This window comes from Psychrobacter sp. TB15 (assembly GCF_000511655.1).
GTDB lineage: Bacteria > Pseudomonadota > Gammaproteobacteria > Pseudomonadales > Moraxellaceae > Psychrobacter > Psychrobacter submarinus.
On sequence record NZ_AYXN01000029.1, the window covers coordinates 16960 to 38003 of the forward strand.

At 42.2% G+C, this 21044-nt stretch carries 22 protein-coding genes, 1 tRNA gene and 1 other annotated feature; of the genes, 18 read left to right on the forward strand and 5 right to left on the reverse strand.

Going from position 1 to position 21044, the window contains the following annotated elements:
* The first annotated feature begins 10 nt into the window (after positions 1-10).
* The 18 genes from W234_RS0106035 to W234_RS13765 all read left to right on the forward strand — a co-directional run bounded on the left by W234_RS0106035 (position 11) and on the right by W234_RS13765 (position 16571).
* Entirely contained in the window at positions 11-289 is a 279-nt protein-coding gene (locus W234_RS0106035; protein ID WP_025645676.1) for a hypothetical protein, read from the forward strand.
* 125 nt (positions 290-414) lie between these two features.
* Complete coding sequence (locus W234_RS0106040; protein ID WP_025645677.1) at positions 415-1011, forward strand: c-type cytochrome; 597 nt, start codon at positions 415-417, stop codon at positions 1009-1011.
* 136 nt (positions 1012-1147) lie between these two features.
* The gene (locus W234_RS0106045) at positions 1148-1777 is read left to right on the forward strand and encodes a DUF411 domain-containing protein (protein ID WP_025645678.1); all 630 of its coding nucleotides are present in this window, start codon (positions 1148-1150) and stop codon (positions 1775-1777) included.
* A 67-nt stretch (positions 1778-1844) separates the two neighbouring features.
* Complete coding sequence (locus W234_RS0106050; protein WP_025645679.1) at positions 1845-3542, forward strand: copper resistance system multicopper oxidase; 1698 nt, start codon at positions 1845-1847, stop codon at positions 3540-3542.
* 25 nt (positions 3543-3567) lie between these two features.
* A complete protein-coding gene (locus W234_RS0106055; protein ID WP_025645681.1) occupies positions 3568-4659 on the forward strand; it encodes a copper resistance protein B in 1092 nt (363 codons plus the stop codon).
* Positions 4660-4754: 95 nt separating this feature from the next.
* Positions 4755-5231 carry a DUF305 domain-containing protein gene (locus tag W234_RS0106060; protein WP_037059145.1) on the forward strand — a complete coding sequence of 159 codons (477 nt, stop codon included), beginning with the start codon at positions 4755-4757 and terminating at the stop codon, positions 5229-5231.
* Positions 5232-5376: 145 nt separating this feature from the next.
* Positions 5377-6720: an APC family permease gene (locus W234_RS0106065; protein ID WP_037059147.1), complete on the forward strand. Its 1344-nt coding sequence runs from the start codon at positions 5377-5379 to the stop codon at positions 6718-6720.
* A gap of 129 nt (positions 6721-6849) precedes the next feature.
* On the forward strand, positions 6850-7503 hold the full coding sequence (locus W234_RS0106070) for a methyltransferase family protein (protein WP_025645687.1): 654 nt from the start codon (positions 6850-6852) through the stop codon (positions 7501-7503).
* A gap of 112 nt (positions 7504-7615) precedes the next feature.
* The gene (locus W234_RS14920; RefSeq protein ID WP_025645689.1) at positions 7616-7894 is read left to right on the forward strand and encodes a DUF5676 family membrane protein; all 279 of its coding nucleotides are present in this window, start codon (positions 7616-7618) and stop codon (positions 7892-7894) included.
* A gap of 98 nt (positions 7895-7992) precedes the next feature.
* Positions 7993-8148: a hypothetical protein gene (locus W234_RS14525; RefSeq protein ID WP_156770962.1), complete on the forward strand. Its 156-nt coding sequence runs from the start codon at positions 7993-7995 to the stop codon at positions 8146-8148.
* Between the two features lie 138 nt (positions 8149-8286).
* Positions 8287-10896 carry a copper-transporting P-type ATPase gene (locus W234_RS0106085; RefSeq protein WP_025645691.1) on the forward strand — a complete coding sequence of 870 codons (2610 nt, stop codon included), beginning with the start codon at positions 8287-8289 and terminating at the stop codon, positions 10894-10896.
* An 80-nt stretch (positions 10897-10976) separates the two neighbouring features.
* Positions 10977-11261 (forward strand): Sec-independent protein translocase subunit TatA, encoded by a 285-nt coding sequence (gene tatA / locus W234_RS0106090; protein WP_025645693.1) that lies wholly within the window; start codon positions 10977-10979, stop codon positions 11259-11261.
* A 55-nt stretch (positions 11262-11316) separates the two neighbouring features.
* Positions 11317-11703: a Sec-independent protein translocase protein TatB gene (gene tatB / locus W234_RS0106095; RefSeq protein ID WP_025645695.1), complete on the forward strand. Its 387-nt coding sequence runs from the start codon at positions 11317-11319 to the stop codon at positions 11701-11703.
* A complete protein-coding gene (gene tatC, locus W234_RS0106100; protein ID WP_025645697.1) occupies positions 11700-12533 on the forward strand; it encodes a twin-arginine translocase subunit TatC in 834 nt (277 codons plus the stop codon). The genes tatB and tatC overlap by 4 nt, the downstream gene beginning before the upstream one ends.
* Before the next feature lie 175 nt (positions 12534-12708).
* Positions 12709-14001 (forward strand): hypothetical protein, encoded by a 1293-nt coding sequence (locus tag W234_RS0106105; protein WP_025645699.1) that lies wholly within the window; start codon positions 12709-12711, stop codon positions 13999-14001.
* A 104-nt stretch (positions 14002-14105) separates the two neighbouring features.
* On the forward strand, positions 14106-14432 hold the full coding sequence (locus W234_RS0106110) for a DUF6122 family protein (protein ID WP_025645701.1): 327 nt from the start codon (positions 14106-14108) through the stop codon (positions 14430-14432).
* A gap of 106 nt (positions 14433-14538) precedes the next feature.
* On the forward strand, positions 14539-14979 hold the full coding sequence (locus W234_RS0106115) for an ion channel (RefSeq protein WP_025645703.1): 441 nt from the start codon (positions 14539-14541) through the stop codon (positions 14977-14979).
* A 110-nt stretch (positions 14980-15089) separates the two neighbouring features.
* The gene (locus tag W234_RS13765; RefSeq protein ID WP_025645706.1) at positions 15090-16571 is read left to right on the forward strand and encodes a leucine-rich repeat domain-containing protein; all 1482 of its coding nucleotides are present in this window, start codon (positions 15090-15092) and stop codon (positions 16569-16571) included.
* Positions 16572-16725: 154 nt separating this feature from the next.
* Here the strand turns inward: W234_RS13765 and W234_RS0106125 are convergent.
* From W234_RS0106125 to W234_RS0106150, 5 genes are all read right to left on the reverse strand, one after another.
* Positions 16726-17945 (reverse strand): IS3 family transposase gene (locus W234_RS0106125; RefSeq protein WP_413771572.1). Its coding sequence is split into 2 segments (ribosomal slippage): positions 16726-17657 and positions 17657-17945, totalling 1221 coding nucleotides; the frame shifts between segments, so codons are not numbered across the junction.
* Positions 17554-17670: a sequence feature (AL1L pseudoknot), on the reverse strand. (Overlaps the previous gene by 117 nt.)
* Positions 17946-17992: 47 nt before the next feature.
* The gene (locus tag W234_RS0106135; RefSeq protein ID WP_025645713.1) at positions 17993-18274 is read right to left on the reverse strand and encodes a hypothetical protein; all 282 of its coding nucleotides are present in this window, start codon (positions 18272-18274) and stop codon (positions 17993-17995) included.
* A 79-nt stretch (positions 18275-18353) separates the two neighbouring features.
* Positions 18354-19631 carry a tyrosine-type recombinase/integrase gene (locus W234_RS0106140; protein ID WP_025645715.1) on the reverse strand — a complete coding sequence of 426 codons (1278 nt, stop codon included), beginning with the start codon at positions 19629-19631 and terminating at the stop codon, positions 18354-18356.
* A 328-nt stretch (positions 19632-19959) separates the two neighbouring features.
* A tRNA-Leu gene (locus tag W234_RS0106145) sits at positions 19960-20046 on the reverse strand.
* 133 nt (positions 20047-20179) lie between these two features.
* Positions 20180-20953, reverse strand: a complete 774-nt coding sequence (locus tag W234_RS0106150) for a ferredoxin--NADP reductase (protein ID WP_025645717.1) — start codon at positions 20951-20953, stop codon at positions 20180-20182.
* Between the last annotated feature and the right edge of the window lie 91 nt (positions 20954-21044).

The window sequence follows — 21044 nt, forward strand, 5'->3', positions numbered from 1 at the left end:
AGGATTAACCATGTCACTCTTTAAATCAAAGTCTTTACCTAAAGCAATCGTAGCCACTGCCGTCGCTCTAGTCGTTTCAACCTCAGCTCTAGCACATGATCCTAAAATGCATGCTGAAAAAGATCAAATGAACTGTGAAAAAATGCAAAAGCATATGGATATGATGGGAAAAATGGATCATAGCAAGATGGACATGAGCGATCCTGCCATGAAAGCGATGATGGCTAACATGGGTAAAATGAAGCAAATGTACCAAAAACACTGCGTAACAGATAAAAGTGACTCTTAAACATTGATTTTATAAATCCTTTATTACTGCTAGATAGTTTCATCAATCAGTAATAAGGGTTTGTAGGAAATATTTGTAGACGCTAAGAGTAGGGTATTAAAGAAAATGGATTATAGGATAAACCCATGAAGTTTTTACTAGGAGTACTTTTCACTGTCGTGGTCGCTATTGTTGGTGTCTTTACTGTGGTTATGAGTGGTGTCATTAATATTGGCGCTGATCAAGGACATAGTCCATTGGTTTATAATTTCTTGGAGACGGCTCGCACCCGTTCAATAGCCTACGCTAGCAAGGACATTATTGTTCCAGATTTAGAAAAAGTAGAGATGATTAGCTCAGGCGGTGCCGATTACAAAGATATGTGCGCAGGCTGCCATTTGTCTCCTGGGGTAGAGAGCACTGATTTTAGTGAGAGCCTATACCCTAAGCCACCTAATTTCACTAATGCGCAAGTAGTTGATCGTTATAAAACGGATGCAGGAGCTCAGCAAAGTTTTTGGGCGATTAAGCACGGTATTATGGCATCAGGCATGCCAGCATGGGGTGCTTCTCATGACGACGATAGAATGTGGGCAATGGTCGCTTTTATTAGATCACTACCTGAGTTAAATGAGAATCAGTATACCATGCTAACCACTAGACTGGATGATGACATGATGGATATGTCACTGAATAGCGACATGATGGATATGTCAGAAGGTGGAGCTGGAATGCAGCATTAATTCTTCCATATTCCTTTATAAAAGCGCAGTGTTAAATAGTGCTGCCTTTTGGGATTTAAACTTTGCCTATACTACTAGTTATAGGGTATAAATCTTTAGAAAGTTCAACAGATAAGCAGACGCTTAGGAGTAAGTTATGAGACGCTATATAAATATAATGGGCAATGGACATAAAAAGGTATCAGCTTCTGCTCTTTTACTAGTAGCAACGTCAACAGTAATGGCTTGTAGTCAGCCCGATACTAGTGTTTCAAATTCTACTCAAACTGAGCCAACGCTTGCCACCAAAAGTGCTCAAATAGAGCAACCACAACCGCAAATGATGTCTGTCAGTGCTAATTCAGGTACTGGGTCGACAATTCTACAAAACGTCTCGGCTACAGTTTACAAAGATGCTAATTGTGGCTGCTGCAAAGAATGGGTAGGCTATGCCGAAGGTCATGGTCTAAGCGCAACTGCGCAAGACGTTACAGATTTATCTTTATTTAAAGAGCGTTACGGTGTCCCGCAGCAAATGCGCTCTTGTCATACCACCGTCACTACTAATGGTTATGTTTTTGAAGGTCACGTTCCTGCCAAATACATGGCACAGTTTCTAGCCAATCCGCCAACTGATTCCATCGGTCTTGCGGTACCGAGTATGCCAGTTGGTAGTCCGGGCATGGAATATCAAGATAAATTTATGCCCTATAAAGTCATGCAATTGAACAAGGATGGCAGCACTCAAGTGTATGCGGCTATTGAGTCGCCAGCGCAGCAGATGTAGTTCTATTAATAAGTTATCAGATATATAAGTTCAACTCTCATTTCATGGATTAACTTAGGTCAATATTATGAATAAAAACAGATTTAACCGCAGGCGTTTTTTGACAGGGTCATCCACCTTGCTCGGCGCGTCGATGCTATCCACACTACCGACGATGGCTAATAGTGCTTTAACTAAAAGCCAAAATGTCGTAGTCAATAGTGATAGAGCCGATCACATTGTACCTATACTAACGGGTAATGAATTTGATCTTTATGTCAGTGAGAAGATGATAACGGTCAACGGCAAGTCAAGCATGGCAACGCTGATAAATGACTCACTGCCTGCGCCAACGCTTAAGATGCAAGAAGGCGATACGGTCACCATTCGAGTCCATAATCAGCTGAATGAGTCGACCTCTATTCACTGGCATGGCCTCTTAGTGCCGTTTGAGATGGATGGCGTACCGGGTATCAGCTTTGATGGTATTCCTGCGGGTAGCACCTTCACGTACAAATTTAAACTGACACAGTCAGGCACTTATTGGTATCACTCGCATACTGGCTTCCAAGAGCAGACCGGTATGCGCGGGGCTATTGTGATTGAACCTAAAGGGCGCGAACGCTATCCTATCGAGGAAGATCACGTTATCCTGCTTAGTGATTGGACGCATCGCGATCCGCATAATCTGCTAAAACTACTTAAGCAGCGTGCTGACTTTGATAATTATCATCTGCCAGACTTTAAAAAGCTATTGTCCGATATTGCCGCTACGGATCTTGAGGCGGCTTATGATAAACGTAAAGTGTGGAACCAGATGCGCATGATGCCGACTGATTTTACTGATTTATCTGGTGAGACCACGTTTACTTATCTTATGAATGGTAAAACGACAGCGGCTAACTGGACGCAACTTGTCAAGGCTGGACAGCCTGTCAAACTACGCTTTATCAATGGTTCAGCGCAGACGATATTTGATGTACGCATCCCCGGCCTAAAAATGAAAGTCGTCGCGACGGATGGGATTGATGTCAGTCCCGTCGATATCGATGATTTCCGTATTGGGGTGGCCGAGACTTATGATGTCATCGTGACGCCCACTAAAGACGCGCATACCATATTTGCTCAAAACATAGATCGGTCAGGCTATGTTGCGACAACGCTTGCTACCAAAAAAGGTGCTCGTCCTGCGATACCTGCTATGGACAAAATCGAATGGCTGACGATGGCCGACATGATGGGCGCCATGGGATCGAATGGCTATAACGCTAAACATGCCAAAACAGAATATGACTTTAAGTCCGATATGCGCGTTGATAGTCCGCGTATGAACCTTGATGACCCTGGTATTAATCTACGTAACATTGATAGAAAGGTTTTGAATTATAGTCAGTTGCGCTCTGTCGGCGATGAGATAATGGCAGAGCAGCGCAAACCCACCAGAGAGATTGAAATACATCTGACGGGAAACATGGAGCGCTATATTTGGGCTCTAGACGGGGTTATGTTCAAAGATGCCGCACCGGTCAATATTAAGCCGGGTGAGCGCGTGCGTATTACCTTAGTCAATGACACCATGATGAATCATCCCATGCATTTGCATGGTATGTGGAGCGATCTGCGGATGCCTTCAGGTGAGTTTCAAGTACGTAAGCATACGATAATGGTACAGCCTGCACAAAAGATAAGCTTTGATGTCACCGGAGAAGCTGGCAGATGGGCATGGCATTGCCACTTGCTCTATCACATGGAAGCAGGGATGTTTAGAGAAGTTGCCGTTGTTTAATAAACCTTCGAATATGAGCCTTATTATGAAAATATATAAAGTAGGTCTACCGTTTATTGGCATGTCATCTTTGATGCTACTAATGTCACCTTTAGCAAACGCTGCTGAGATGTCGAACATGGATCATGGCAGTATGGACATGTCTGGTATGGATATGTCAGATATGGATCACAGCAGCATGGACATGTCTGGTATGGATATGTCAGATATGGATCATAGTGGTATGGATATGTCAGGCGATATGTCGGATATGGATCACAGTGGTATGGATATGTCAGGTGACATGTCAGATATGGATCACAGTGGCATGGATATGTCGGGCGATATGTCAGGTATGGATCATAGTGGCATGGATATGTCAGGCATGGACCATGGCAGTATGGATATGTCAGGAGGTATGCAAGGTGGTAAAGCTCCAGCTGATGCTCGCAGTCCTGACTACTCGAACGGTGTTCCCTATGGTCGCTTTGGTAAGCCTGTGATGATGGATAGCTTACCGTTATGGGGTGTGTCAGTAGAAACTTTGGGCTATCAGTTTGAGAATGACCAAATCGATTTTGAGTTTGATACGTGGTACGGTACTGATAGTAATCGTGTCACTCTACGCAGTGAAGGTAGTGCTCAAACTAACGATGATAAAGAAATTGATAGCTTAACCTCACTCGCTTATTGGAAGCCGCTCGGTATCTTCTGGAATGGAGAAGCGGGTATTGCTTATAATACTGAAAACGATAAGTCCGCAATCATGGCAGGCATTGTTGGTACGGCGCCGTACTTCGTTGAGACTGACGCAAGAGCTTATCTATATACTGATGGTCAAGTCCAGCTTGATCTTGGGACAGCGTACGAGTGGCGCTTAGATCAGCGTTGGGTGGTCAGACCAGAGCTGGAGCTGACTGCCTTTAGTAAAGATGATACCGATAACGGTATTACTAAAGGATTTAATGAGTTTGAAGCTGAAGTTAGGCTGGCTTATGAGACATTCAGTCGTCAGCTCGCGCCTTATGTTGGTTTCAGCTACAAGAGCGCCTTGGGTGATGCGCGAGACTTACGTCGTCAAGAGGACGAAGACGTTGATTCTAATAGTCTGACTGCTGGTGTGATGTTTTGGTTCTAGTGTTAACCATGTAAGTAACAACAGTTTATAACACTAGCTCTAAAAAAAGGCACCTCTTTATTTAGGTGCCTTTTTACTAAATTAAGGACAAGAATATGAATAACCATATGGATAATAAACAGAAGCAAATGAACCCTTATGTAAAGTTCACAATCATGATTTTAACATCCACAGTGGTGATGTTTATCATGATGTATTTTAATACTTATCAATGGGATCACGTTTATTTTAGCGAAACCAGAGCTTATATGGCGTTATATATGGGCGCTATGATGGCTATTATTATGCTCGCCTTTATGACCAATATGTATAAAAAGACTAAGGTCAATCTAATGGTTTATGGGATTAGTGTCGTGCTATTTGCCTTTGGTTTATGGGGCGTTAGATCACAACAAACGGTCGATCAAGTGGATTGGATGCAGGCGATGATACCGCATCACTCGATTGCTATTTTGACCAGTTCGCGTGCTGATATCGAAGATCCACGTGTACGTCAGCTTGCTGATGACATTATCGAAGCACAAAAGCGTGAAATCGGTGAGATGCAAGCACTTATTGATGAGTTGGAATAATATATTATGATACCAATAAGTAAGCTCTTCTTTAAAAACTATTTACTATATCGCGTCTTTTAATTCTAACTATACCTACTCCTTACTTCAAAAATAACCTGTAAAACTGAAGTTCTACGAAGAAATAGATTAAGGTCGAATAAGTATGAAACAAGATAGAACGACTCGCTATCAGAAGGATAGTTTGACATTATCAGGAACAGTTATGCTAGGTACCGGTGTCATGATCGGTGCTGGTATTTTCGCTCTGACCGGTCAGATGGCTCAGATGACGGGTTCGCTTTTCCCACTTGCTTTTCTAGCCGCCGCAATCGTTGTTTCTTTTAGTGCCTATTCTTATATCAAAATCTCTAACGCTTACCCGTCGGCTGGCGGTGTTGCAATGTACCTGCATCAGGCATACGGAGATCGTTTACCGACTGGATTTAATGCCATGCTGATGTATTTCTCCATGGTTATAGCGCAGAGCTTTTTGGCCCGGACGTTCGGGTCATACACTATGCAGTTATTCGGTGGCGATGACAGCGGTCGCATGGTATCCATCCTTGGCGCCGCGCTTATTCTTGCTGCGTTCTTTATCAATTTACTTGGTAATCGTTGGATTCAGGGGGTTGCATCGGTTATCGGTATTATAAAAATTGTCGGTATTCTTATATTCGGGTTGGTTGGTATCTGGCTAGCTGATAGCTTTGCAGTTGATTCTTCTACATTAGGTGACACTAATACTGTTGGTGACTTTCTTGGCGCAACGGCGCTAGGCATACTGGCATTTAAAGGCTTTACCACGATTACCAACAGTGGCTCGGAAGTAAAAAATCCTCATCGCAACGTCGGCCGTGCCATTGTAATATCAATCGCAATATGCGTAGTTATTTACACTCTAGTCGGTTTCGCGGTGTCTAGTAATCTATCTCTTGCCGAAATCATCGAAACTAAAGATTACTCCTTGGCTGCCGCCGCACGCCCAGCACTTGGCGACTATGGTCTATGGTTCACAGTTGCAATCGCAATGGTAGCTACCGCTGGCGGCCTCCTTGCTAGCATCTTCGCAGTCTCTCGTATGCTTGCTATGTTGACTGAGATGAAGCTGGTGCCTCATCGTCATTTGGGAATGCCGGGAAGCGTTCAAAAACATACGTTGGTCTATACTGTGGTGTTGGGTTTAGCTTTTACGACGTTATTTGACTTATCACGAATTGCAGCGCTTGGCATTGTTTTCTATCTAATTATGGATATCGCCATTCATTGGGGTGTTTTGCGATACCTTCGTCAGGATATAAAGGCGGTGATGTGGGTGCCTATAGTGGCCATACTTCTTGACCTGTTGGTTCTCGGCGGTTTTGTCTGGATTAAACTAAACTCAGATCCATTCGTACTTGGCGTAGCAGTCGTCACTATTGTAGTGATTGCTGTGGCTGAGCAGGTTTACCTGAAATCTTCAGCGAGGAAAAAAGCTATCGAAAAAGATACGCTTGCAGACCATCATTGACAGTAACATCAAAGAGTTTACAGAAAATTGTTTGGTTAAAAATTGCATAGATTTAAGTGTCTGCTTACTATCTTCAAGAATTGATTTCATGCAATACGATATTCATAAAGACAACAGGGAAAGTAAGCTATGAATGAGTCATTTAATCACGCTGGAACTTGGGGTCTCGCACTAATTGTTATTGTTCTGATTTCTTGGTTCTTTTACCGTTATTTCGCACCAAAGAACTGGCGTGAATGGGCGGGTGCTGGTGTAGTTCAGGCTTTCATTATTGCACTTTACGCAGAAATGTATGGCTTTCCGCTCACTATATATTTATTAGTACGGTTTTTTGGTTTGGACAGCCAATATGTCAGCGCTAGCTTATGGTCGACCCTTGTTGGTTTAGGTGAGACAGGCATGATGATCTCAATGCTACTCGGCTATGCTATTGCATTTTTAGGAGTCGGTCTTTTTGCTCAAGGTTGGCGCCAAGTCCACAAAGCACGAGGGGAAAATCGTTTAGTAACTGATGGACTCTATGCCTACGTACGTCATCCTCAGTACACCGGGTTGTTTATTGCACTGTTCGGTGAGGGTGTGGTGCATTGGCCAACTCTGTTTTCAATCGGTCTGTTTCCAGTGATTGTGCTTGTATACACATGGTTAGCTCGACGTGAGGAACGGCATATGTTTGAAGAGTTTGGTAAAGACTACCTTACTTACAAACAGCAAGTGCCAATGTTTATTCCTCAATGGGGTCAATGGCGTCAACTTGCCGCCGCCGCACGAGTTAAAAAGTAATATCAATACAGGATAAAGCTTTAATTCATACAAATCCTTAGAGTTAGCATGGTTAGATACGATTGGTTATCTTGAGCTTGAACCACATCATACAATAGTGAGGATTACTAAGATGGTCAAATCAAACTTAACAACAAGTACTTTAAGGATTGCCCCTGTTGGCAATAGTGTATCGTTGTTTCTACTTATTAGTTATCTATTATGCATAGGGTTTGGTTTACTCGCACCCGAACAGATAGCGATGCACGAAGCTTGGGCACCTCTACTACCTGGCTTTGAGTGGTTAACATGGACAGGTTTTCTAATTGGACTTGTAGAATCATATCTTTACGGTTGGTATTTCGCCATCTTGTTCGTGCCACTATATCGTTGGTTCGCCAAAGTGCGCTAAAGATATTGATATATTAACAGTCAGTAAACCTCTTCGGTTCGAGTAAAAATTAATTGAAGAGTTGGAGTGATCACAGTTTAGACTGAGGAGAAATCATAATGAATGGGTCAATGCATGGCATGATGAACGGCTCAATGATGTATGGCATGGGCTGGGTTATGATGCTTATCTGTTTGTTATTCACCCTACTATTTTTCGCAGTACTAGTACTAACAATCATGGCACTGCTCAAGTATTTGCGTGATAAAAACTAAATTCCAATTGAAAAGTATAGAAATTATTTTTTAGAGGTTTTTAGATTAATGATTAGATGAATAGCAATCGAGGATTGATGATAGTGCTTTAAGAGTTGTACTTATTATAAATATTTATTGTCTTCAAGGAGTGGTTTTATGAAACATATTGCCGATGAAAAATCTATCAAAGGTGGTCAGTACGATAAAGTACCAGAAAATTATAGTGGTACGGTTTATATCTGCCCGATGCATCCTGAGGTTAGAGATACTGAAAAGAGCGATTGTCCGATATGCGGCATGTTTCTTAAACCTGAAGACGAGGTTGCTGAATCCAACAACCATGAAGATAGTCATGCGCATTGTCATAAAGCGGATGCTAATAATAGTACTGAGTTAAAGTCTGTCGAAGACGATAAGTACGACAAGATACCGGAAAATTATAGCGGTACGGTCTATATTTGTCCTATGCATCCAGAAGTAAGAGATGTTGAAAAAAGTGACTGCCCAATATGTGGCATGTTTCTTAAACCTGAAGACGAAGTTGCTAAAGATGATAGTCACGCTAGCTGTCATGGAAAGGATACTGATAGTAGCGGAGTAAAATCTGTTAAAGGCGGTAAATACGATAAAGTACCTGCTGATTACGATGGCACGGTATATACCTGTCCTATGCATCCTGAAGTGAGAGACGTTAGAAATAGCGGTTGTCCGATATGTGGTATGGCGCTTGAGCCCGAAACGCTTACTATCGGTGAAGAGGACACCTCAGAGCTTGACGACATGACTCGTCGTTTTTGGATATGTACCGTGTTGACTGTACCGCTATTAATATATGTGATGAGCGGTATGTTTGGAGTTGACTTTAGTCAGTATGGTATACCTTCACAGGTTTTACAATGGGCTGAGTTAGTGCTCGCGACCCCTGTAGTGCTTTGGGGCGCCGCCCCGTTTTTCGTTCGTGGCTGGCAGTCTATAAAAAGCCGCAATCTAAATATGTTTACTTTGATTGCGATAGGCGTAGGCGCTGCTTATATTTTTAGTATTGTCGCGACCTTTTTTCCCGATATTTTCCCAGACAGTTTCAGAGATGCCTCTGGTCAAGTCGGAGTCTACTATGAAGCAGCAGCTGTCATTGTAACCTTGGTGCTACTGGGTCAAGTATTAGAGCTCAAAGCTAGAAGTCAAACTTCAGGTGCGATTAGAGCTTTGCTTGAGCTCGCACCACCAACCGCAAGACGTGTCGATGAAAACGGTGAAGAAGTCGAAGTCTCGCTTGATGAGGTCGTCACTGGCGATAAGCTACGGGTTAAACCAGGTGAGAAACTACCCGTAGATGGTACAGTGATCGATGGTAATAGTAGTGTTGATGAATCAATGGTGACGGGTGAGCCAATCCCTGTATCAAAAGTAGCAGGAGATACAGTGACTGGTGGTACGGTAAATGGCACCGGAACGCTATTAGTCGAAGCGGTCAATGTTGGAGCAGATTCAGTATTATCTAAAATTGTACAAATGGTTGCTGAAGCCCAGCGTAGCCGCGCGCCTATCCAGCGCTTGGTAGATCAAGTGGCGGGTTGGTTCGTACCTATTGTTATTGTCACCTCTATCATAACCTTTATTGTCTGGGCGATATTCGGCCCTGAGCCCGCTATGGCCTATGCTTTGGTTAACGCGATTGCGGTACTGATTATTGCTTGTCCTTGTGCCCTTGGTCTAGCGACGCCGATGTCCATTATGGTTGGTACCGGCAAAGGCGCGCAAAACGGCGTCCTCATCAAAAATGCTGAAGCGTTAGAGAGTATGGAAAAAGTCGATACCATTGTCGTCGACAAGACCGGAACACTGACCGCTGGTAAGCCCGAGCTTACCGCAATTGATGCGCAGGTAGGTCAAGATGAAGACGAGTTCCTCGCATTGGTAGCCTCAGTAGAAAGCGCTAGCGAGCATCCTTTAGCAGAAGCTATCGTTAGAGCAGCTCAAGAAAGATCACTCATTATTCCTAAAGCTACTGACTTTAATTCGACTACTGGCGAAGGCGTACAAGCCGTGGTCGATGGTAAGAAAGTCGCTATTGGTAACTCTAAGCTTATGGAAAGCCTAAATAGTTTTGATAATGAGCTGTCCACTAAAGCTGATGTCCGTAGAAAAGACGGTGAAACGGTAATGTTTGTGGCTATAGACGGTAAAGCTGCTGGTATTATTTCAGTTGCTGACCCTATTAAACCAAGCACTAAAGAGGCTATTTCACTGCTTCATGACGCAGGTTTAAAAGTTGTGATGCTAACCGGTGACAACGAAAAAACCGCGCAGGCAGTCGCCAATAAACTAGGTATTGATGAAGTTCATGCGGATGTCTCACCAGAGGATAAAAACCGTATCGTCAAAGAAATGCAAGACAGCGGTAAATTGGTCGCTATGGCGGGTGATGGTATCAACGACGCACCAGCGCTAGCGCAAGCTAATGTTGGTATCGCTATGGGAACCGGTACCGATGTGGCGATGGAGAGTGCGGGCATTACCCTGCTAAAAGGTGATTTAATGGGCATTGCCAAAGCTTATAAGCTTAGCCACGCCACCATGCGCAATATCAGACAGAATCTGTTTTTTGCCTTTATCTACAATGCACTTGGTGTTCCTATTGCCGCAGGTGTGCTCTATCCCATATTTGGGCTTCTGCTCAGTCCGATGATAGCAGCGGCAGCGATGAGCTTGTCGTCATTCTCGGTGATTGCTAACGCGCTGCGATTGCGCCGTTTGAAACTATAATTCTGGTACGGTAAAAAGTGTTCTAAAGCACACTGACACATACTGGTCTAAACAAGATCACAAAATATAAGGATACCGTTATGGGCAGCTTTTCTATTACACATTGGCTGATTTTATTGGTCGTAGTGGTGGTCGTATTTGGTACTGCCAAGCTTAAAAATGCAGGTAAAGATTTAGGCGGTGCGGTGAAGGGTTTTAAAGAAGCGGTCAAAGATGAAGAACCTGAGAATGCTCGCAAAAATCATGTGCTTAGCCATGAAAATAGTACGCCAGCTGCAAGTAATGATTTAAATACGCGTGTAGGTAATCAGGCTGATGATATGGAAATCAGCCCTATTTCCACTGATGACCAGCCTAAAATATGAAGCGCGCCGCTTATAAATAGCGGCACTAAGTAGTCTATTAATATATGTGACTGTTATGTTTGATATTGGGTTTTCCGAATTACTCTTGTTTGGCGTCATTGCTTTAATCGTATTGGGCCCAGAAAAACTGCCGCAAGCCGCACGTACCGCTGGGCAATGGTATGCCAAACTGCGCCGTACAGTATCCACTCTACAATCTGAAATAGAAGCTGAGCTTGATCTAGCTGAGACACGAAAACAGATGCAAGATGAGCTGGCAAAGATTCGTCAGACTGAGACAGACATGCGGCGTGAGTTAGCCGAGATGCGCGGTAGTATGGATAAGTTTGAAAACTCGCAAAACCAAAGCTTAGATACTTCCTATCAGTCAAACACTCCTCAGCAGCAAAATCATCAGCCAGATACTTCCTCTTCTTCAGCTATAGAGAAGGGGGATAAATGAGCTTATTTAAGCGCCAAAAAAGTCGCCAAAGAAAGTTAGCAAATACAGATGCTAAGGCGTCAGATGCTACCCATAATGTTGAGACTGATAATGTGCTGAATGTGCTTAGCGACATGCCTATTACTGAGCATTTGATTGAATTACGCAAGCATCTCATCAAAATATGCGTAGCCGTTTTGATCGTCTTCTTAGCATTGGTAGGGTTTTCGCGTGAGCTCTACAATCTTTTATCAGACCCTCTGGTTGCGCAGCTGCCTGCGAATTCGACTATGATTGCTACTGATATTACCTCGAACTTTATGGCACCTATTCGCTTGACGATTTTCGTTGCTGCCTTTGTAGTGATGCCGTATATTCTGTATCAAATTTGGTCATTTATAGCGCCTGGATTATATAAAAAAGAGAAAAAAATCACTATTCCAGTGCTGATATCTTCGATATTCCTATTTTATTCTGGTGTCGCTTTTGCCTACTTTGTGGTACTCAAAGGCGTATTGAAGTTCTTTATTTTATTCGCTCCGCAAAACGTTATACCTATGACCGATATCGACAGTTATTTAAGCTTTGCGCTAAAGTTATTTATGGTATTTGGACTCACTTTTGAGATTCCAGTGGTTACTTTATTATTGATAATGGTCGGTATCATATCCACTCAGAGTCTAGAGAGTAAGCGCCGATATATCATCGTCGGTTGTTTTGCTGTGTCAGCGGTAGTCACACCGCCCGATGGGGTGTCAATGCTATTGCTCGCGATTCCAATGTGGCTACTGTTCGAGTTAGGTTTGTTTTTAGCGAAAGTACTCATTAAAGAAGAGCGTAAAACCGTATAACCTTGCAAAGTAGCTAATTTATAAACTAGATATATTGCAAATTAAGTATCTTGCAAAATGACTATTTCGTAAAGTAACTATAAAAATAACCTTATCTTAAACATTTAAGACACTTTTTTTATTTTGGCTGTCCCCTAAACCCTATCAGTACATTCAACTTAGTAATGAGATTTAAATGGAATTCCTAATTAATAATAAAAACAAAACGAATGATAATCTGGCAAATCAGCTTAATCAAGAGTGCTATTGCCGTACTTTAGATCGTAAAGCGCTTAATAACAGCCTGCAAGATCAATTAGTAAACACAAGAGATAATCCACTAGGAGCCAATGAGCTTAATAAGCTGTTTTCAGCGACACCGGTGTTTGTCCCTAAGACAGAGATAGAAGCAATGGTGCGAATCATCGCAGCTATTGAGTCGACTGCTAGACTACCGTCATATCAACAGCAAGTACTGTCGTGGGCACCAGAAATAGCTGCTTTCGACCCAGGCCCAATAGGGGCCCTCATGGGTTATGACTTTCACTTGGGGAGCGATGACCCCAAGCTTATTGAGATCAATACCAATGCTGGAGGCGCATTTTTAAACGTAGCACTTGCCCGCGCACAAAAACACTGCTGTCGCCCCTCAGAGCAAAGTGTTGCTACTACTAAAATGCTTGATGGGTTTGAAGAAGCGGTCGCTAATATGTTCATACAAGAATGGCAGCGACAATCGGCAACTAGCATGCCCAATCGCATTGCTATTGTGGATAATGAGCCCAAAAGCCAGTTCATGTATTTGGAGTTTCAGCTGGCCTGCCAACTACTTCAAGCTAAAGGCATTGATACCGTTATACTCGATCCGTCTGAGCTTAACTATGCTGATGGTGTACTGACAGCTCATAGCAAGCCCATTGATATGATCTATAATCGGTTAGTCGATTTCGCCTTTGAAAACCCCAACCACGCCGTGCTTAAAAGTGCCTATTTAGAGGGTGCGGTAGTAGTAACCCCCAATCCGCATGCCCATGCTATATTCGCTAATAAGCGCAACCTGACTTTACTATCCGATACGCAAACTTTGCAGTCGTGGGGACTAGGTGATGATGATGCAGAATATCTAAAAAAGTCAGTACCAACTACCAGAATGGTTACAAAAGAGGATGCAGCAGAATTATGGCGTACTCGGAGACAATTGTTTTTTAAGCCAGTAGCTGGTTATGGTAGTAAGGGCGTTTACCGTGGCAGCAAGATTACCCGCCGCGTATTCGAGACTATTTTAGATGAAAGCTATATTGCGCAGACCTTTATCCCTGCTACAGAGCGATCAATAAAGATTGATGATGTGGTGACGACTAGAAAGGTAGATATACGTCTTTATACCTATGCAGGACAGCTGCTACTAACTGCTGGGCGTATCTATCAAGGCCAAGCGACTAACTTTCGCACACCAGGGGGTGGCTTTGCGCCTGTTTTTCAAGTCTGAACATAGCATGAACATGTAGCTTTGGCTTCTTAAGTAACGTTTACTAGTTTAATTATTCTGCATACCAACTTATCAATAAAACATCATGCTGAATTGGAAAGATGATGATCCAAACCGTTATCCACTACTTCCTGCATTTTGGCATGCCGTTGATTATTGCCTATACTTTTTTTCGTGATGATTACAAACGAGTATATTTGATTCTTTTAGCAACCATGCTGGTAGATTTAGATCACTTGCTAGCAACACCTGTTTTCTTACCTGATCGCTGTAGTATTAATTTTCATCCATTACATACTTACTATGCAATGGCAGTTTATGCGGCTATGCTATTTCTACCAAAGCCCTATAGAATAATTGGTCTAGGATTGTTACTACATATGCTGACTGATTCAAATGACTGCGTAATGACCTATCTGAATAGACTCTAGTGCTTATGCGTAGTCGTTAGCTATAGTGAAAAAATTATACAGGATTAGTTAAAATAAATAGGGTAATCTTCCTTTAATGTCGTTCCTTCCTCAAAAAGGATAAAAAATGATTCTGGCAATTATAATGGCAGCGATTCTAATCGCTGTCTGCACAGCAATACATTATGGCGTATTAAAATTCTCGTCACAGTTTGTGACGCCGTCGCGCCATCCGGGACACTGCCTTGGGGTCGCAGTCGGCTCAATTGTAATTGCTCACACGTTCGAGGCCTTGCTTTACGCTGCTGGCTTTTGGATTGCTGTTTACGGCTTTGAAATCGGTAACCTCGTATCGTCCTCATCTAGCGATAGTAGCTCCCTTAATTTTATGGACTACTTTTACTTCTCGCTAGTTAACTTCACAACGCTTGGGCGAGGCGATCTCATGCCTACTGGACATCTACGATTTATGGCCGCGATGGAAGCCTTTCACGGTTTCCTACTGATCACAGCCTCTGGAAGCTTTGTTCTTCAGGTCATGAGTGGTAAAAAACCCCTCTCAAGTTAGCTACAAGCTCTCTCAACTATAGGTCGCGCTGAGATCCATAACTCACGTCAGGACACCGATATTATTCTGACACAGAAAAAATAGTTCAAATCGTTATAAGGAATAAAGCTATGAATCCAAACAATAAAGACCAACAAGACATTCATCAGTCTGCTATTGCTAATAAAACGTTAAATACTGATGACAACTGGATTAAGAAAATATGGGCGTGGGCAGATGAGTTTGAGCTTAAGGACTCTGAAATTCCTCGTGACAAAGAGCCATTGCTAGCCCTAAAAAAGCTAGAGATCGTAGAGCCTGAACTCGATGAGCAGCACTCAAGAGACGTCTATAGAATAGCCTATCTACCCGATGAGCTCACCAAGCTTACAAATCTAGTAGAAATAACTATCAGTGGCATATCTTCAAGCCAGCTACCGCCCAATATCGGTAAGCTCACTAACCTAACCAAACTGTCTATTAGTCACTCTAAACTTGTCGCATTACCTGAGAGCATCGGGCAACTGAGTTATCTTACTGAACTCTTTATTGATCAAAGTGAGCTCGAAGCGCTACCTGATAGTATTGGACAACTTCATAACCTTACTAAGATGTTTATTGGTCGCTGTAAACTTCGTTATCTACCTGGGAGCGTAGGACAGCTTACTAAGCTTACGGTACTTGATCTGGTTCACTGTGAGATTGAAGAACTGCCTGACAGCATAGGGCAGCTTATTAACCTCGCTAAGCTTTTTATTAGTTATTGCCCGCTCAAGCACTTGCCTGACAGCATAGGGCAACTCAAAAATTTAAATGACCTTGATCTTATTAACTGTGATCTCAAAGACCTACCTAGTAGTATTGGACAGCTTACCAACCTCAACAAGCTTTATATTAATCGTTGTCGTATTAAAGAGTTGCCCGCCAGCGTTGGACAACTGAGCAGTCTTACAGAGCTTTTTATTACTCATTGTGAGCTTGAAGAGCTACCTGATAGCATAGGCCAGCTTTTGAGCTTAACTCACCTTGACCTGCTTCACCTTGAACTAACGGAGCTACCCGATAGCTTTGGACACCTCATTAACCTTGCTGAGCTTAATATTATCAACTGTAAACTTAAAGTATTGCCTGATAGCATCGGACAGCTCGTTAACTTAACTAAGCTCAATTTTAATCACTCTAAGCTTGAAGTCCTACCTGATAGCATAGGGCAGCTTATTAGCTTAACTGAGCTTTTTATTAGTCATGGCAAGTTTGACAAGCTACCTGATAGCGTAGGTCAACTTACTAATCTAGAGAAGCTTTATATTAACCATTGTAGCCTCAAAGAGCTGCCTGAAATCATAGGGCAACTTAAGAGTCTGACTGAGTTTTTTATCAGTTATTGTAAATTGGGCAAGCTACCTAATAGTATTGGTGAGCTTAATAATCTTGTTAAGCTTGAGCTTGTTTATTGTAATCTTAGAAACCTGCCAGATAATTTTACACAGCTGAATAGTTTGAGATGTATCAATCTTACTGGTAATCCTCTTGATAGGCTTTCTCCGAGGGTGAAATGTTATTTACGTTCTATTGATACAGTCTACGGTTGGGATAAACAATCATACTCTTAGCGGTCGTGCGATATTCACATCATACTCTTAGCAAACTTCAAACCCTAATATTAACAACCTCACCTGAGTAAAATATCAATTTAAACGAAGGCTACTAACGCTATATATAGCATAGTGAACCGCCCCGACTATATCGGAGACTTGATTGCTTGAGTCAGGCAGCTTTGTCTGACTCAATAAAACTATCATAGTATCGTCTCTCAAACTCAAAAGGCGACACATAGCCAATCGTACTATGAATGCGAGTTTTGTTAAACCAATCGACCCATTCAAGGGTTGCTAATTCAACATCATACGCATCCCGCCACTGCTGTTTTAAATATTCAATCACCTCTGTTTTATAAAGCCCGTTAACCGTTTCAGCCAACGCATTATCATATGAATTACCGGTTGTACCAACAGATGCAATAACGCCAGAATCAGCCATCTTATTAGTATAGCGAATGGATAAGTACTGTACACCTCTATCACTATGGTGAATCACATCTTTAGGATTGTTTCTGTCTGCAATGGCTTGGTTTAGTGCCGCCATCACCATATCAGAGTTCATACGATCTGATACTTTCCAACCAACGATAGCGCGAGCAAACACATCAATGATAAAGGCAGTATAGACCCAACCACTCAATGTTTTAACGTAAGTAAAGTCAGCAACCCATAGCTGGTTAGGGCGATGGGCATTAAAGTTACGATTAACTAAATCAACAGCACGCTTTTGATCATCACGAGACTTAGTGGTTATCTTACCTTTACCTCGCCAAATACCCTGCATACCATGCTGCCGCATTAACCGCTCTACAGTGCAACGTGCAGGATGTACACCTTCAGATTTCAACTGTTTCCAGACTTTACGAGCACCATAACGGCATTTGCTGTCCTTCCAAATACGTTTAATCTCATTAAGATAGAAGTCATCATGCTGACTACGCTGTGAACGTTTTTCAGGATTTTCTTCTAGCTCTTTAGCACGATAGTATGTGGATGGAGCAATCGGTAGTACTCTACAGATTGGCTCGACTCCATATTGTTGTTTGTGGTCATCTATAAAATCAACCATTACTTGGGTTTGCGGTCGAGCTCCGCCTGGGCGAAAAAAGCGGCTGCTTTCCTTATGATCTCATTGGCTTGTTTTAATTCTTTGTTCTCACGTTCAAGCTCTTTGATGCGCTCGGCTTGGCTTTGAGCTTGAATCTTTGCAGGAATGGTTTTATCAATGTGCTTTTTATGCCATGATCGTAGGGTCTCAGGCGTACAACCTATCTTTGGTGCTATGGCTTTGATGGCTGACCATGTGGATGGGTAGTCGTCTTTAGCTTCAACTAGCATACGGACGGCTCGTTCTTTCATTTCAGGGGTATAGTTTCGTGTTTTCATTGTCGTATTCTCTTGGAGCGTTGAGTCTCCGACAATCTCGGGGCGGTTCAAACCATACAACACCAACTATCTTGAGCACGCATATATAGGATATCTGCTGGCATCTCTACCGGGCAAGCACTTGCACAGTACTCACAGAGCATATCATCTAAACAAGCGTAACATTGAGCAATCGTCTCAAACAATAGATTTGAGCTGATTCTATATTTCTGCCATAGCATTTGTACATGTTCAAGATAATCCTCCTTATGATCATATGCCCAATAATCAACACAGATTTTTTGATCTCTACTATTCTGTGTCATACCAAATTCAAGTTTGATACCCATAGTATGTCTCCTAATCAAAATGTCATTACATGTTCTATCGATTAGTTAGTTGTACAGAACTTTAAAAAATTATATGAAGTTATGTCTGTAAGAGACTCTTAATCACCTCATCTTGAGTCATTCCTATATGCTTGCAATAAAAAGCTTCAATCTCATCTAAAGCTTCACGTAATTGTCGCTGTGATACCTGTATGTAATGTAGTGTCACATCATCACTAGATTTAGCCTCACGATGATTGAGCAGTCTCTTTAACACTGGATAGGTTACATTAAGACCATTAGCGACAGTGCCAAATGTACGACGCAAATCGTGAGGCGTAATGTGCAAGCCAGCTTTGTTTGATATTGAATGATAACTACCGCTCAAATCTTTAACGTGGTCGCTATTTCTTTTCAAATCACTCGGAAATACCCAACGCTCTCCATTGCTCAATCTATAGCGTTCACTAAGTATGGCTTGAAGTATTTTTCCAGTAGGCATATGGTAATCAGAACCATTTTTAGTGGCTTTAAAAACGATACGAGCAGCGTCAAGATCTACATCTTCCCATCTTAGTGTCTGCGCTTCATTTAAGCGAACTCCAGCAAACATAAAAAGCAGTAAAAGATCACGAGCATTATTGCTATAAGATGCTTGTTTGAAAGAACTACCGTCACGGTGTTCAATCAAAGTTCTAAAATATACTCCTAAATACTCTTCTTCAACATGACGAGTACGAGGTTTAATTTTGTTCCAATCATTTTTGGCATTCAGTATTCGAATGGGTTGATCCTTTATTATGTACTCCTCATCGTCATCTAAGAAGCTATCTTGACAATAATTCCATACTGATCGAAGAGCTCGCATAGTAGCATTCGCTTGAGCTGGACTAGATTTGCTGATTTCCTTATGTTTTTCACTTATCATAGTTTTAGTTATATCGTTTAACGATATATCAAGCCAGTCATCGAGTCGACCAAGTATTTGCTGATCATAAGTTTCAATAGTACGGCTGGCAAGATTTGGCTTCATAGATTTAAAGTAGGTATATGCTTCATTAAGTGTTGGTATATCAGAATCTTGAATGTCTTTTAACTTTGGAGTAGCGTGATAACCATCGTAAACATCAAGTCCCTTTTTTATGTTGACCATCATCGTGCTCGCTTTTTCACGAGCTTCAGTCAAAGTGATTAGATGTGTTTCTTCAACTTCGTCACGATAGAGCTTACCATTGATGCGTTTATGAAGCGTGTATCTCTTAGATTGCTTACCCACACGAAGTGCAAAACCCGTTAATACTTCATCCATGTAGATGTCTGTACCATTTGAAGCATATGCAACTGAATCGATAAACTTCTTACTAAGCTTAACTTTCATAATTCATCCGTCACGCCGCAGTTATTATATTAATATAGTTAAGACACTTCGAAAACGGTGTAGTGCCGTTGGTATAAATTTTTCTTGCTTGCTGTGCGACTTTGTCACTCCAGAGGCTGCGTAAAATTCATACCAACAACACATGACAAAAATGTTTCAGTTTTATTTAGGATCGACTATAGCACTATAATACGTGAACATGCAGATGTATTAAAGTATCAAGATAGTATCAAAATTTTATTTTACGCTGTTATTACTCGACCAATTTATAAATAATTCACGCAATAAAAAACCCTCACAATCTATAGACTGTAAGGGTTTCGTATAGTGGTACCAGTGGTCGGACTCGAACCGACACGCTTTTAAAGGCAACGGATTTTGAATCCGTCATGTCTACCAATTCCATCACACTGGCATGTTAGGTATAAAGCAAGGCGCTTTATGAATTGGGCTACAGATTGCGCTGTATAGGTGGCGTATTATAACAGCCTAATTATCACCGTCAAGAATTATTTATCTTGATTGCGCAGATTTCTACTCTGTATTTCCTATCCTACAAAGGCACGCTCAATAACGTAATCGGCTTGCACGCCCATACGTGGCGACACGGTAAGACCAAAACCATCTAATATTCTAGAGACATCAGCGTTGAACGGCATGCTACCGCAAATCAATACACGGTCATCGTCCTTATTCATTTGTGGCAATCCGACATCTTCAAACAGTTTGCCTGATTCCATCAAGTCGGTGATACGGCCCATATTTCTAAACTCTTCGCGCGTCGTCGTTGGGTAATAAACAAACTTCTCTTTGTACCAGTCGCCGAAGATTTCATCGTTGGGCAGCTCATTTTCGAACATCTCACGGTACGCTAAATCTTCGACGTTACGCACGCCATGCACGAGGACAATCTTGTCAAAACGCTCGTAAACTTCAGGGTCGCGTGATAAGGCTAAGAAAGGGGCAAGGCCAGTACCAGTCGCCAGCATGTAAAGGTTCTTACCGGGCAGTAGGTCGTCTAAGACTAGCGTGCCAGTCGGCTTTTTACTGACGAGTAGCTCATCGCCAACTTTGATATGCTGCAAGCGTGAGGTTAGTGGGCCGTCTTGTACTTTGATCGAAAAGAACTCTAGATGGTCTTCATAATTAGGACTAGCAATCGAGTAAGCTCGCAGTAGCGGTCTACCATCAACTAAGATACCAATCATCGCAAACTCACCGTTACGAAAACGTAGGCCATCGTCGCGAGTGGTCTTGATAGAGAAGAGCGAATCGTTCCAGTGGTGAACGTCTGTGACCGTTTCTGTGCGGAGTTTTGACATAAAGCCCTCTAATTAATCGATAAACGCATCAAGTGGCAAGCTGCCAGATGCAAGTTATTCTCAATATACAATGGGGCACATCATAACAAAT

Excerpts from the sequence above, each read along its gene's own strand:
- W234_RS0106135 (WP_025645713.1), bottom strand. The coding sequence starts at position 18,274 with ATGGGTATCAAACTTGAATTTGGTATGACACAGAATAGTAGAGATCAA.
- W234_RS0106140 (WP_025645715.1), bottom strand. The coding sequence starts at position 19,631 with ATGAAAGTTAAGCTTAGTAAGAAGTTTATCGATTCAGTTGCATATGCT.
- W234_RS0106055 (WP_025645681.1), top strand. The coding sequence starts at position 3,568 with ATGAAAATATATAAAGTAGGTCTACCGTTTATTGGCATGTCATCTTTG.
- W234_RS13765 (WP_025645706.1), top strand. The coding sequence starts at position 15,090 with ATGAATCCAAACAATAAAGACCAACAAGACATTCATCAGTCTGCTATT.
- W234_RS0106060 (WP_037059145.1), top strand. The coding sequence starts at position 4,755 with ATGAATAACCATATGGATAATAAACAGAAGCAAATGAACCCTTATGTA.
- tatA (WP_025645693.1), top strand. The coding sequence starts at position 10,977 with ATGGGCAGCTTTTCTATTACACATTGGCTGATTTTATTGGTCGTAGTG.
- W234_RS14525 (WP_156770962.1), top strand. The coding sequence starts at position 7,993 with ATGAATGGGTCAATGCATGGCATGATGAACGGCTCAATGATGTATGGC.
- tatC (WP_025645697.1), top strand. The coding sequence starts at position 11,700 with ATGAGCTTATTTAAGCGCCAAAAAAGTCGCCAAAGAAAGTTAGCAAAT.
- W234_RS0106040 (WP_025645677.1), top strand. The coding sequence starts at position 415 with ATGAAGTTTTTACTAGGAGTACTTTTCACTGTCGTGGTCGCTATTGTT.
- W234_RS0106070 (WP_025645687.1), top strand. The coding sequence starts at position 6,850 with ATGAATGAGTCATTTAATCACGCTGGAACTTGGGGTCTCGCACTAATT.
- W234_RS0106045 (WP_025645678.1), top strand. The coding sequence starts at position 1,148 with ATGAGACGCTATATAAATATAATGGGCAATGGACATAAAAAGGTATCA.
- W234_RS0106065 (WP_037059147.1), top strand. The coding sequence starts at position 5,377 with ATGAAACAAGATAGAACGACTCGCTATCAGAAGGATAGTTTGACATTA.
- W234_RS0106115 (WP_025645703.1), top strand. The coding sequence starts at position 14,539 with ATGATTCTGGCAATTATAATGGCAGCGATTCTAATCGCTGTCTGCACA.
- W234_RS14920 (WP_025645689.1), top strand. The coding sequence starts at position 7,616 with ATGGTCAAATCAAACTTAACAACAAGTACTTTAAGGATTGCCCCTGTT.
- tatB (WP_025645695.1), top strand. The coding sequence starts at position 11,317 with ATGTTTGATATTGGGTTTTCCGAATTACTCTTGTTTGGCGTCATTGCT.
- W234_RS0106150 (WP_025645717.1), bottom strand. The coding sequence starts at position 20,953 with ATGTCAAAACTCCGCACAGAAACGGTCACAGACGTTCACCACTGGAAC.
- W234_RS0106085 (WP_025645691.1), top strand. The coding sequence starts at position 8,287 with ATGAAACATATTGCCGATGAAAAATCTATCAAAGGTGGTCAGTACGAT.
- W234_RS0106035 (WP_025645676.1), top strand. The coding sequence starts at position 11 with ATGTCACTCTTTAAATCAAAGTCTTTACCTAAAGCAATCGTAGCCACT.
- W234_RS0106110 (WP_025645701.1), top strand. The coding sequence starts at position 14,106 with ATGATCCAAACCGTTATCCACTACTTCCTGCATTTTGGCATGCCGTTG.
- W234_RS0106050 (WP_025645679.1), top strand. The coding sequence starts at position 1,845 with ATGAATAAAAACAGATTTAACCGCAGGCGTTTTTTGACAGGGTCATCC.
- W234_RS0106105 (WP_025645699.1), top strand. The coding sequence starts at position 12,709 with ATGGAATTCCTAATTAATAATAAAAACAAAACGAATGATAATCTGGCA.